The 12,012-nt window shown below is 63.1% G+C and carries 15 protein-coding genes; 7 read left to right on the top strand and 8 right to left on the bottom strand.

The genetic code is table 11. From position 1 onward, the window contains the following. Together rpmA and rplU are read right to left on the bottom strand one after the other, a co-directional pair. The coding region (gene rpmA, locus ABWY06_RS11150) for a 50S ribosomal protein L27 (RefSeq protein ID WP_353925634.1) at positions 1-193 on the bottom strand (193 nt) is incomplete at its 3' end. Between the two features lie 38 nt (positions 194-231). After that, positions 232-543, bottom strand: a complete 312-nt coding sequence (gene rplU, locus ABWY06_RS11155) for a 50S ribosomal protein L21 (RefSeq protein WP_353925635.1) — start codon at positions 541-543, stop codon at positions 232-234. Between the two features lie 241 nt (positions 544-784). Between rplU and ABWY06_RS11160 the strand changes: the two genes are divergently transcribed. Both ABWY06_RS11160 and ABWY06_RS11165 read left to right on the top strand, forming a co-directional pair. After that, entirely contained in the window at positions 785-1,753 is a 969-nt protein-coding gene (locus ABWY06_RS11160; protein ID WP_353925636.1) for a polyprenyl synthetase family protein, read from the top strand. Between the two features lie 146 nt (positions 1,754-1,899). Further along, positions 1,900-2,142 (top strand): PA4570 family protein, encoded by a 243-nt coding sequence (locus tag ABWY06_RS11165; RefSeq protein ID WP_353925637.1) that lies wholly within the window; start codon positions 1,900-1,902, stop codon positions 2,140-2,142. Positions 2,143-2,450: 308 nt separating this feature from the next. On the opposite strand, the gene bamJ is transcribed toward ABWY06_RS11165, so the two are convergent. The 6 genes from bamJ to ABWY06_RS11195 all read right to left on the bottom strand — a co-directional run bounded on the left by bamJ (position 2,451) and on the right by ABWY06_RS11195 (position 7,432). Next, positions 2,451-3,068, bottom strand: coding sequence for a BamJ family beta-barrel-assembly machinery protein (gene bamJ, locus ABWY06_RS11170; protein WP_353925638.1), 618 nt, complete (start codon positions 3,066-3,068; stop codon positions 2,451-2,453). 60 nt (positions 3,069-3,128) lie between these two features. Beyond that, positions 3,129-3,269 carry a DUF2256 domain-containing protein gene (locus ABWY06_RS11175; protein ID WP_353925639.1) on the bottom strand — a complete coding sequence of 47 codons (141 nt, stop codon included), beginning with the start codon at positions 3,267-3,269 and terminating at the stop codon, positions 3,129-3,131. A 15-nt stretch (positions 3,270-3,284) separates the two neighbouring features. After that, positions 3,285-3,584 (bottom strand): DUF6482 family protein, encoded by a 300-nt coding sequence (locus ABWY06_RS11180; RefSeq protein ID WP_353925640.1) that lies wholly within the window; start codon positions 3,582-3,584, stop codon positions 3,285-3,287. A 122-nt stretch (positions 3,585-3,706) separates the two neighbouring features. After that, positions 3,707-4,204, bottom strand: coding sequence for a TIGR00645 family protein (locus tag ABWY06_RS11185; protein ID WP_353925641.1), 498 nt, complete (start codon positions 4,202-4,204; stop codon positions 3,707-3,709). Between the two features lie 206 nt (positions 4,205-4,410). Beyond that, positions 4,411-4,752, bottom strand: coding sequence for a PA4575 family protein (locus tag ABWY06_RS11190; protein WP_353925642.1), 342 nt, complete (start codon positions 4,750-4,752; stop codon positions 4,411-4,413). A 163-nt stretch (positions 4,753-4,915) separates the two neighbouring features. Continuing rightward, on the bottom strand, positions 4,916-7,432 hold the full coding sequence (locus tag ABWY06_RS11195; RefSeq protein WP_353925643.1) for a Lon protease family protein: 2,517 nt from the start codon (positions 7,430-7,432) through the stop codon (positions 4,916-4,918). Positions 7,433-7,693: 261 nt separating this feature from the next. On the opposite strand from ABWY06_RS11195, the gene ABWY06_RS11200 reads away from it, so the two are divergent. The 5 genes from ABWY06_RS11200 to ABWY06_RS11220 all read left to right on the top strand — a co-directional run bounded on the left by ABWY06_RS11200 (position 7,694) and on the right by ABWY06_RS11220 (position 12,012). Beyond that, positions 7,694-8,182: a DUF3015 domain-containing protein gene (locus ABWY06_RS11200; protein WP_353925644.1), complete on the top strand. Its 489-nt coding sequence runs from the start codon at positions 7,694-7,696 to the stop codon at positions 8,180-8,182. A gap of 61 nt (positions 8,183-8,243) precedes the next feature. Next, positions 8,244-10,097 (top strand): Lnb N-terminal periplasmic domain-containing protein, encoded by a 1,854-nt coding sequence (locus ABWY06_RS11205; RefSeq protein WP_353925645.1) that lies wholly within the window; start codon positions 8,244-8,246, stop codon positions 10,095-10,097. A gap of 52 nt (positions 10,098-10,149) precedes the next feature. Further along, positions 10,150-10,656 (top strand): GNAT family N-acetyltransferase, encoded by a 507-nt coding sequence (locus ABWY06_RS11210; protein WP_353925646.1) that lies wholly within the window; start codon positions 10,150-10,152, stop codon positions 10,654-10,656. A gap of 40 nt (positions 10,657-10,696) precedes the next feature. Beyond that, positions 10,697-11,182, top strand: a complete 486-nt coding sequence (locus ABWY06_RS11215; RefSeq protein WP_353925647.1) for a GNAT family N-acetyltransferase — start codon at positions 10,697-10,699, stop codon at positions 11,180-11,182. A 239-nt stretch (positions 11,183-11,421) separates the two neighbouring features. Next, positions 11,422-12,012 carry a hypothetical protein gene (locus tag ABWY06_RS11220; protein ID WP_353925648.1) on the top strand — a complete coding sequence of 197 codons (591 nt, stop codon included), beginning with the start codon at positions 11,422-11,424 and terminating at the stop codon, positions 12,010-12,012.

Consider the following 12,012-nt stretch of genomic DNA (forward strand, 5'->3'; position numbering starts at 1 on the left):
CTTCGACTTTCGCGAACAGGGTGTGATCCTTACCCATGCCAACGCCATAACCGGCGTGGAACTGGGTGCCGCGCTGACGCACGATGATGTTGCCGGCCTTGATGACCTGGCCGCCATACATCTTCACGCCAAGACGTTTGGCTTCTGAGTCGCGACCGTTACGGGTACTACCACCAGCTTTTTTGTGTGCCATGAGTTCAATACTCCTAGTAGAGGATTTAGGCTAAAAAATTAAGCCTGAATACCGGTGATTTTGATCTCAGTGAACCACTGGCGGTGGCCCTGACGCTTCATGTGGTGCTTACGACGGCGGAACTTGATGATGGTCACTTTATCGTGACGACCTTGCGCGATCACTTCGGCGACGACTTTGGCGCCAGCCACGACCGGTGCGCCGATCTGTACATCATCACCGTTGCCGACCAGCAGCACACGGTCAAAAGTCACGGCCTCGCCAGTGGCGATTTCGAGCTTTTCGATTTTCAGGTATTCACCTTCGGTGACTTTGTACTGCTTGCCACCGGTAACAATTACTGCGTACATAATTTTGCTCCGTTAATCCTGCTCACCCAGCGCTTTATAGGAATAGTCGTCGGCTGGCATGGCTGCTTGGGGCCGGAAGGACGCCCTTGCAATTGCGTAAGGCAGGTGCTGCCCAGGGAAGTTCAGGGGCCGCGATTGTACGCAAGCCTGGCCAACCGCGCAAGCACCTCGGGCCCTTGCCTTGACAGCCCCCAGCTCGGCCCCTAGCATGCCGCGCAACCCTCGAGGAGCACTATCGCCGATGCAACCCCAGGCCTTCTACCATGCGGTGGCAGACGATTTTACCGCTGTCGACGGTATCATTCGCCAACAACTGATTTCCCGCGTCCCCCTGGTGGAGAAAATCGGCGACTACATCATCTCCGCCGGTGGCAAACGCCTGCGCCCGCTGCTGGTGCTGTTGTGCGGCAAGGCCCTGGGCCATCAGGGCGATGACCTGCGCCTGCTGGCGGCGACCATCGAGTTCCTGCACACCGCCACCCTGCTGCACGACGACGTGGTCGACATGTCGGACATGCGCCGCAGCCGCCCCACCGCCAACGCCCAATGGGGCAATGCCCCCAGCGTGCTGGTCGGCGACTTTCTCTATTCGCGCTCCTTCGAGATGATGGTCGAGCTGGGTTCCATGGAGGTGATGCGCATCCTCTCCAAGGCCACCCGGGTGATCGCCGAGGGCGAAGTGCTGCAGCTGTCGAAGATTCGCGACGCCAGCACCAGCGAAGAAACCTATATGGACGTGATCCGTGGCAAGACCGCCATGCTGTTCGAGGCCTCGGCCCACAGCGCCGCGGCCCTGGCCGGCGCCAGCGTCGAGCAGAGCGAAGCCTTGCGCACCTTTGGCGACCACCTGGGCGTGGCCTTTCAACTGGTCGACGACCTGCTGGACTACCGCGGTGACGCGGCGACCCTGGGCAAGAACGTCGGCGACGATCTGGCCGAAGGCAAACCGACCCTGCCGCTGATCCATTGCATGCGCAACGGCACGCCGGAACAGGCCGCCCTGGTCCGCCAGGCGATCCAGAAAGGCGGGCTGGAGGACCTGGAGCGCATTCGCGAAGCCGTGGAAGCCTCAGGCGCCCTGGACTACACCGCGCAACAGGCCCGCGACTATGCCGAACGGGCGATTGCCTGCCTGGACGTGCTGCCGGCCAGCGAGTATCGCGACGCCCTGGTGCAGCTCAGCCGCTTCGCGGTCGCCCGCAGCCACTGAGTCTCCTGCCCCGTCCAAAAAAACCCATCCTCGCGATGGGTTTTTTGTGTGTCCGTCGGACCGTCCGCGAAAAACACCAATGAAGGCTTGCTATTAATTGAATAGGAATTATTCTCAATTAAAGCCCTGTTCATTGGAGTGAACTCATGACCTACCTGATCGATGCCTGGCTGGACCGCCCTCACCCCTACCTGCGCATCCTGCACCGCGAAACCGGACAGGTCTGTGCCGAACTGGAGGAAGAGGCGCTCGACGAGCTGCGTGAACTGGGAGAATTGGACCTGATCAGCCTCAACTCCAGCGAGCCGCTGGTGCTCAAGGAGCTGGTGCGCAACCTGTTCCTGTTCTGCTACGCCCGGGCATTGCGCCCTGGCGATGGCATGCACTGAAACCCGACCCTGTGGGAGCCGCCGAAGTCGGTCGCAGGCCAAGGGTGGGCTGTCGCGAAACAACGCGCCGAGACCAGCTCACATTCGCACGGGGCCGTTACGGCTAATTGATCATGCCCAAGCTCCGCGTGGGAATTCAGCCTGGGACGCTCCGCGTGCCTTTTGCTGGCGCCGTGAATCGCGGCCATGGGCCGCTCCTACGAAAGCGCGGCACTGCACTTGGCGCGCGGGGGGTTGGCTCGCTCCCACGCTCCGCGTGGGAATGCCGACGGCGACGCTCCGCGTCGCGCCGGCACACCGTTACCGCCTTAAAGGATATCCAGCAGCTCGACGTCGAACACCAGCACGCTGTGCGGCGGAATGCTGCCCACGCCTTGTTCGCCGTAGGCCAGCTCGCTGGGCACGTACAGCCGCCACTTGCTGCCAACGCCCATCAACTGCAGGGCCTCGGTCCAGCCGGCGATCACGCCGCCCACCGGAAATTCCGCTGGCTGGCCGCGATCGTAGGAGCTGTCGAACACGGTCCCGTCGATCAGGGTGCCGTGGTAATGCGTGCGCACGCTGTCTTCACGGGACGGCTTGGCACCGTCGCCGGCGGTCAGCACTTCGTATTGCAGGCCCGAGGCCAGCTGGACGATGCCATCGCGCTTGGCGTTTTCGGCGAGAAAGGTCAGGCCGGCACCAGCGGCTGCCTGGGCTTTGGACTGGGCCTCGGCCTGCATGATTTCGCGGATCACCTTGAAACTGGCGGTCATTTCTTCCTGGCTGACGCGGCTCGCCTTGTTGGTGAACGCATCGGTCAGGCCGACCAGGATAGCGTCCAGGCTGACGCCCGGCGGCGGGTTGTCGCGCAGCTGCTCGCCCAGCTGACGGCCGATGCCGTAGCTGACGCGGGTTTCGTCAGTGGAAAGGTTGAATTCGGCCATGGCCAGGCTCCGCTGTGGGTAAAAATGGGCGGCCAGCCTAGCACAGATGCCCCCGGCCCCCTATCGAGGAGCCGCCGGCCGACGACGGCAGCGCTCGGAGCAGTACTTCACCTGATCCCAGCAGCGTGCCCACTTCTTGCGCCAGGCGAAGGGCAAGCCGCAGGTCGTGCACGCCTTGATCGGCAGCAGGGATTTTTTCATCGACTGGTTCGGCGCTTACGAGGTCATGGCGAGGGGCACCCGCAGCGACTCCCGCGCCGCACCCGGCAGGCCACAGATTTCGTCATGCACGCAGCTGTGCACCAGGTGAAAGGGCACACTGGGCAGGCCCTGCAACAGCTGCCGGGCCTGCTCGACCGAGCGCAGTTGCAGGGTTGTGCCCGCCTCGTCGCTGAGCAGGTGGACCTGCCCATCGACGCGCACCTCCAACAGATAGATGCCGCCTTCCAGGGAAACCAGATTGAGCTCGTCGATATGGCCGGCGCGGGCCTGCTCAGTCAGGTGATGTAGCTTCATGGTGGCGCCCCAGACCTGGACAATACCTGTACATCATATAATGAAAATACAGATAAACCCCACTGCAGGCATAAAAAAACCGCCCGCCGTTAGCCCACGGACGGGCGGCTAGCGAAGAGCAGTTAGAGGTGATCGTGTTTGGTGATCTTGTCCAGGTAACCCATGATAAAAGCCGAAATCACAAAGGTCATATGGATGATCACGTACCACATCAGGTAATCGGTGGAGATGTTCTGCGCATCCATAAACACCCGCAGCAGGTGAATGGAGGAGATCGCCACGATGGAGGACGCCACTTTCATTTTCAGCGACGCGGCATCCATGGTGCCCAGCCAATCGAGCTTTTCCGTGCCCTCATCGATGTTCAGCCGCGAGACGAAATTCTCGTAGCCGGAGAACATCACCATGACCAGCAGTCCGCCGACCAGGGACATGTCGATCAGCGAGAGGATCACCAAAATCAGCTCGGACTCGGTGCGCTCGAACACATGGGGCAGGACATGGATGATTTCCTGGAAAAACTTCAATCCCAACACCAGCAATCCCAGCGACAGACCAAAGTAGATCGGGGCCAGCAACCAACGCGAGGCGTACATCAGGTTCTCGATTAAACGTTCCATGGTCTCTCACAGGGGGGATCAAAACTGGCAGCGAGTATACCCAGGCGTACGATGCCGACAAGCGTCCAGCCGCCACACAATCCGGGCACCCTCCCCGGCCCGGCGGTGTCGACTGCCGATTGTGGATAACCCTGCCGCGGAGCCTCGTGTCCGCGCGGCAAAAGCCGACGCAAGCGGTATCGGCGCATCCACCGCCGTTGCCCGGTTCAATTGTCAGGGCGGAACTGATAATCGCCCAGGTGACGACCCCGCTCGGCGTTCACCCGGCGCAGTTCGGCCTGCAGGTGCAGGCACCAGATCGCCGGTTCGCAGGACTCGGCATAGCCCAGCAGCGCCAGGTTGTCGGCGATCGCCGTGAGCACCGCTTCGGCCACCAAGGGCCCGTGGAATGGGCCTTGCGCCTTGATCGTGGACGGCTGGGCGTGGGCCATGCCGGCGGCGCACAAGAGTGTCCAGAGCCCTTTGTCGCCAGCCAGCGGGCGGATGACGCACTCGATGCGCGTTTCCAGGCCCAGGCAATGGCGAGTAAGACTGAGGCGACGCGGCATGGCGGCTGTCCTCGGAGAATCTGGGTTTTAGCCTACACCTCGGCGGGTGGATCAGCAAAGCCCAAGGCTGCGCGACAACCTGTGGATAACTCTGTGGGCAAAGTCTCCGGCCGCCCGCTCAAGGTGCGCGCCAGAGCCGCTGTCACCGCTCAACCCCATCCCTTCACAGCGTGTCTTTTTTTACCGGCACCTTGCGCGGTTTCTCGGGCTTCTTCTCGCCCTTATCGGTTTTCTCGGCTTTTTCCGCCGCCAAGGCCAGGGCCAATACCTGAGCCTCGCGGATTTTCTCGGCGTCGCCGTCCTCGAGTTCCAGGTCCATCTCGGCAATGTCGCGCAAGCGCTCCACCACCCGGGCATTGATACTGCCGGCCGGGAAGCGGCCCTGCTCGTCCGCCGCCCCTACGGCCTGCCCCACAAGCAAGCCGAGGGCCTCATCCACCTGACGTACTGCGTAAACATGGAACAGGCCGTTGCGCACTGCCTGCAGCACCCGCTCGTCGAGCATCAGGGTAGTGACATTGGCATGGGGAATGATCGCGCCCTGCTCGCCCGTGAGCCCGCGGGCCTCGCACAGGCGGAAGAAACCCTCGATCTTTTCATTGACGCCACCGACGGCCTGCACTTCGCCGAACTGGTTGATCGAGCCGGTAATGGCGAAACACTGCTTGAGCGGGGTGCGCGACAAGGCCGAGATCAGGGTGCAGACCTCGCCCAGGGACGCACTGTCACCGTCCACATAGCCATAGGATTGCTCCAGGGCGATGCTCGCGGAAATCGCCAGGGGAAACTCCTGGGCGTAACGGCTGCCCAGGTAGCCGGTCAGGATCATCACGCCCTTGGAGTGAATCGGCTGCCCCAGGTTGACCTCGCGCTCGATATCGACGATGCCGCTGCCGCCCGGATAAACGGTGGCCGAGATGCGCGCCGGCACGCCAAAGGCCGAATCGCCGACTTCCAGCACGGTCAGCCCGTTGCATTTGCCGACGGCGGCACCGGCGGTGTCGATCAGGATGACCCCGGCCAGCATATCGTCGAGGATGCGTGCCGAGACCCGCCCGGTACGCGTGGCCTTGGCCTTCAGGGCTCGCTCGATGTGGCCGGCGTCGGTGACGCTGTCATTGGCCAATTGCCGGATGAAATCGGCCTCGCTGACCAGCTGGAACAGGTCGCCAATACGCGCCGACAGGCGGCCCTGATGCTCGGCCAGACGCGCGCTGTAGGTCGCCAGCCGGGCCACGGCGGTGGCGGTCAGCGGCGCCATGCCCTCTTCCGAGGTGCGGGTCTTCAGCAACTGGGCGAACTGCTCAAGGCTGTCCTCGACCAGCGGGATATCCTCGTCGAAGTCGACCAACACCCGGAACATTTCCTGGAAGTCCGAATCGTGGTCCTGCAGGGCGTAGTACAGCTCGCGCGAGCCGATCAGGATCACCTTGACCTGCAAGGCGATCACCTGCGGGTTGAGGGTCACGGTGGCCAGGCGGCCCAGCTCGCCCAGGGGCGACTCCATCTTCAGCTTGCGGGTATGCAATGCGCGCTTGAGCGCATCCCAGACGAAGGGCTCGCCCAGCATTTTCTCCGCCTCGAGCACCAGGAAGCCACCATTGGCCCGGTGCAACGCACCCGGGCGCAGCTGCCGGTAGCTGGTGGACAGCGCCCCCTGGTCGGTGCTGTATTCGATACGGCCGAACAGGTTGTCGTAGGTCGGGTGGGATTCGAACACCACGGGCGCGCCACCACTGCTGTGGTGACCGACCACCAGGCTGGGGCTGTACTGCTCCTCGAGCAGCTTGCGGCTCTGGGCATCGGCCTTTTCCGCGTCCACCAGTTGTTCGACCAGGGTCTTCAACAGGTTGACCTGCATGGCCTGCAGGTAGGCACAGACCCCGGCGTTTTCCGCATATTTTTTCGACAGCGGCGCCAACAACGGCTGCAGCGCCAGGGTGATGGTTTCCTCGTTCAGCTGCCGCAGCTGGTTGCTCGATTCGCGTTTCCATTGCGGCAGGCTGGCCAGCTCCTCGTTGAGGCGCTCTTCCAAAGCAGAAATATCGGTGTGATAACGCTCGCGCTCGGCTTCCGGCAGCTGGGCGAACTCCGCCTCGTCGAGGGCCTTGCCCTCTTTCATCGGGGTAAAGGCGATATTGCTGCTGTCGCGGTACAGGGCGATGCCCTTGTCCAGGGACAGCCGTTCGATCACATCCAGCGCGCGGTCATAGCGCTGGTTGAAGGCCCGATCGATGGCGCTTTTTTTCTGCTGGTAGGCCGGGTGTTCGAAGACCGCCGGAAAGGTCGCGACCAGGTTGTCGATCAGCAGGCCGATGTCGCTGATAAAGGCGCCGGCCGTACCCGGAGGCAGTTCCAATGCCCGCGGCTCGCGCGGCTCGTCGAAATGGTTGACGTAGACCCAGTCCGCCGGCGTGGCCAGGCGCTTGGCTTCGGCCTTGAGGTACCGTTTGACGAAGGAAAAACGCCCGGTGCCCGGTTCGCCCATGACAAACACGTTGTAGCCGGGACGCGGCATCGCGACCCCGAATTGCAGCGCCTCCACGGCGCGCTCCTGGCCGAGGACCCCGCGAAAGGGCTCCAGGTCGTCGGTGACGGTGAAATTGAACTGAGCGGGATCGAAGGGCCGGGTCAGGGCTTCGGGCGCCAGGCGCAGGCCGGCAACAACGGAATCGGGCATCGGAAGTCCTTACATCGAGCGGCACCAGGCCGCGGAAAGATGGCCGCATTCTGGCGCCGCCCGCAGGGCCCTGGCAAGGCGGCGGCGCGTGGACGTCTGGCGCAGCGCAACATTTTCCGACAATTACTGAACCGGGTTCCCCGCTTCAGGCTCATAACGACACGGGTAGTCTTAACTACCCTGATGATCAGGAGCCCTAGCGTTCCTGGCCAGCTGTTGCTGTACCCCGATCTTCCATAGAGACAATAGAGAGAACACGCTATGAAACGGATCTTGATAGGCACTCTTTTCGCTGCCGCTTCGCTCAATGCCATGGCTGAAGCCCCCGGCGGCCCCGACTGTGGCTGGGGTAACATGCTGTTCGAAGGACAGCGTGGCATCGCTCCGCATTTCCTCGCCTCCACCACCAACGGCACCACCGGTAATGCCACCTTCGGCATGACCTCCGGGACCAACGGCTGCGCCACCAATGGTGCGCTGACCTACGGCGGCAAGTCGATGCTCAAGCTGGGGGCGATGCTCGATGAGCTGTCCGAAGATATGGCCAAGGGCCAGGGCGAAGCCCTGACCACCTATGCCGTGCTGCTGGGGGTTGAACCCCAGGATCGCGCCCACTTCGCCGCGGTCACCCACAGCCACTTCCAGGACATCTTCAGCCGTGCCGATGTCACGGCCGACGAGGTGCACAGCGCCACCCTGGCGGTGATCAAGGCCGATGCCCGTCTGGCCAAATACGCGACCCAGGCTTAAGCTCCCGCGGTCCGCTCCAGCCGGGGCGGACCGGTTTTTCCTACTGATCGAACCCCTGACCATGCTCAAACGCCTGCCTTATCTGGCGCTGTGCGCCTGTGCCGCGGTGCAGGCCGCGCCGACGTTGTCGCCGCCGGACCTGCAGGCACTGGCCAACCGCCCCGAATGGATCGCCCTGGGCCACTACGAAACCGGCAAGCTCGGCGGTTGGCGCAGCTATGTCGACGACCAGGCGTTTTTCCTCGCCGCCGACGGCGAACAGAATCCCAGGGCCGAGCTGGCGGCCACCCTGGCGGCGCTCTACGCGCCGGCCACGGCCGGCGAGCTGCACGCCCAATGCGTGTTCCCGGCGCGCAGCCGCTGGCTGCGCCATGAACTGGCGCTGGACGACCTGCCGCAACTGCAGTGCGGCGATTTCCAGCGCTGGTACCAGGGCATTGCCCCCCACAGCACGGTGCTGATTTTCCCGGCGGCCTACCTCAACAGCCCCTCTTCGATGTTCGGCCATACGTTGCTGCGCATCGACCAGGCCGAGGTTCAACGCGACGGCACCACCCTGCTCAGTTACGCGCTGAATTTCGGCGCCTATATCCAGGGCATGGACAACAGCCTGCTGTATGCCTGGAAAGGCCTGATGGGCGGCTATCCCGGACTGTTTTCCCTGGTCTCCTACCAGGAAAAACTCGCTGAATACCGCAGTCTGGAAAATCGCGACCTGTGGGAGTACCGGCTGAACCTCAGCGCCGAGGAAACCGGGCGCATGATCGAGCACGTCTGGGAGCTCAAGCAGATCCAGTTCGACTATTTCTTCTTCGATGAAAACTGCTCCTATCGCCTGCTGGAACTGCTGGAGATCGCACGGCCAGGCTTGCAGCTGACCGAACAATTCCCGCTCACCGCCATCCCCACCGACACCGTCAGGGCCATCCAGGAAGCCGGGCTGGTGGAGCAGGTCGCGTTTCGCCCCTCCCGTGAGCGAGAGCTGATGGCCCGCACCCAGGCACTGGACGCCGAGGAGCGGCAATGGGTCGGCCGCCTGGCCGACGCACCGGAGCACCTGCAGGCCCCGGCGTTTCTCGCCCTGCCCGCGCCCCGCCGCGCGCTGATCCAGGACGGTGCTTACCGCCTGCTGCGCTACCGCGCCAACGGCCAGGTACGGGATCCGGCGGTCGCCCAGCACAGCTTCGAGCTGCTGCGCGCCATCAACCAGCAGCCGCCGCCCGAGCTGGCGGTCGAGCGTCCGAGCCTGCCGGAAGACGGCCATGAGTCGCGCACCTGGCAGCTCGGGGCGGGTAGCCGCGACGGTGAGGCCTTCGCCGACTATGGCCTGCGCATGGCCTATCACGACCTCAACGACAACGCGCCGGGCTTTCCCCTGGGCGCGCAGATCGAAATGGGCAACCTCAAGCTGCGTCAGTACGAGGGCAACCGCTGGCAGCTGCAGCGTCTCGAGCTGGTCACCATTCGCTCCCTGACCCCGCGCAGCGCGCTGCTGCAGCCCTGGTCCTGGCAGGTCGCCAGTGGCCTGGAGCGAGTGCCCGGACGGGACGACGACCAGACGCTGGTCAGCCAGGTCAACGGTGGTGCCGGTGGCACCTGGCGCCTGGGCGAGGACGTGCTGGGTTATGCCCTGGGCACCCTGCGCCTGGAGCACAACCCGGACTTCGCCGCCTTTGTCGCACCGGCGGCGGGCATGGCCGGCGGCCTGTTGTGGCGCAATGACCTGGGTAACCTGGGCCTGGAAGCCAAGGCCGATTATTTCCATAATGGCGAAGTCCGCCGCAGCCTCGGCCTGACCCAGCAATGGGAACTGTCGCGCAACCTGGGCCTGCGCCTGAGCGCCGAACGCCAGTTCAGCCAGCTGACGTCCCCGGAAAACGAACTGCGGCTGGAAGTGAAGTGGTACCACTATTAAGCCAGGCCGCGGGTTCGATAGCCCTCTGCCCCCACCCTGTTGAGAAAAAGCGATGCCTTACAGCGTTTCACTCACCACCTGGCAGCAGCTGAGCGCCGAGCAACGCGCGGCGGTTCGCCAACTGAGTATTTCACCGCAACAAGTCGAATACGCCGGCCCCACCGAGCGGGCGGTGGCGCTGTGCGAAGCGGACCAGGTCGGCGATATCCAGGGCCTGGCTATCTTCAAAGGGCAGCAGATTACCGGCTTCCTGCTGCTCAAGCGCGGCGCGCAGGCACCGGAGTGGGCGCCGGCCGGAGCTGTCACCATCAGCGGCCTGCGCATCGACCAGACCTTCCAGGGCCAGGGCATCGGCACCCAGGCGCTGCACGCCGTGAAGGACTGGGTGCAATGCCACTGGCCCGAGGTGGCGCAACTGATCCTGGCGGTCGATGAAGACAATGCCGCCGGTATCCGCGCCTACCTCAAGGCCGGCTGGAACGACCTGGGCGTGCGCATGCTGGGCCGTATTGGCGGCGAGCGGCAGATGGCGATGCCCTTGGCAAACAGCGCGCAATAATCGGTACCTTGATTCACCCAACCACAGGAGCCGATCGGCCATGCCCCTTAGCCATAGACCCGTGGAAGAACAGGACCTGCCGACCCTGTGCGGATTGGCGCAAGACGCCGAAGAGCTGTTTTTCTTCTTCCCCAAGGCCCGCTTCCCGCTGACCCCGGCGCAACTGCAGGAGAACATCGCCCAACGCGCGGATTCCACCGTGGTGCTGCTGGAAGGTCAAGTGGTGGGCCTGGCCAATTTCTACCGCTGGGAAAGCGGCGGCCAATGCTGGATCGGCAACGTCATTGTCGCCCCCAGCGCACGGGGCCGCGGTGTGGCGCGCTACCTGATCGGCTGCCTGGTCGAAAAGGCCCATGACCACCACCAGGCGAGCGCGGTGCACCTGTCCTGTTTTAACCACAACACCGCCGGGCTGCTGCTCTACTCCTCCCTGGGCTTCGAGCCCTACGCCATCGAGCCCTACACTGGACCCCAAGGCCAGCGCCTGGCGCTGATCCAGTTGCGCTGGCGGTGTAGCGGCCTGTAGTCCAACGCTAGGCGAGGACGTCCCGATACCGTATAAAGCGATTATCACCCATGGCCACGCGGTGCCGCCTTCATAAACGGTGCAGCTCACTGGCCTGCCAATAGCCTTACATTTGAGTCCGCTAAAGCAAGCACGTAAGCGGCCCTTGCACCTTATATCGGCTGCAGCAACCCAAGGAATAAACCCCAAACAATAACCACCATCGCACCACAAGCACATACAGAATGGAGTGCTACTTAATGGTAAAACAACTAGTCGCTGCCGCCGGCCTACTCTTCCTGGCCGGCTGCGCGGTACCCACCACTTATACTTACGGCACTCAAAATTATTCCTCCGCGCAGACCTTTCATGCCGCCGCCAATGCCGACATGGTCGCGGCGCTGTCCACCGTTACACCGCTACCCGTCCCCTTGACCGATAAGACACTGATACTCGCCATTCCCAGCGAGTCAACCCGGTTCAATTACGCCAAAAGCCTTTTCGTTCGCCAGACCGGCCAGCAACCCATGAATGAAGCGCTGGCCATTCTGCAAAACGTCGGCCGGGTCAACCAAATGGGTATGAGGATTTATTACGACGGCCTCCTGAAAAGAAACATTTACAAATCCGTGCAACTGATCGAGATGCAGGCCATGACAGGGGAATTTTCCGCGTCACCTGAGGCTGACGCACTGTATATAACCGAGCCTGCACCGGGGTCGGCCCAGTGGTTCTATGTATCTGACAAACACGGCAAACAGATTTTCGCTGCGGACCGCAGCGACCCCTCGACCACCGGAAAACTCAACGCATTTATCGAGGCCGTACAAGCTCAAGCCATCCGTGAGTAG

It is taken from the genome of Pseudomonas sp. (assembly GCF_040514055.1).
Taxonomy (GTDB): domain Bacteria; phylum Pseudomonadota; class Gammaproteobacteria; order Pseudomonadales; family Pseudomonadaceae; genus Aquipseudomonas.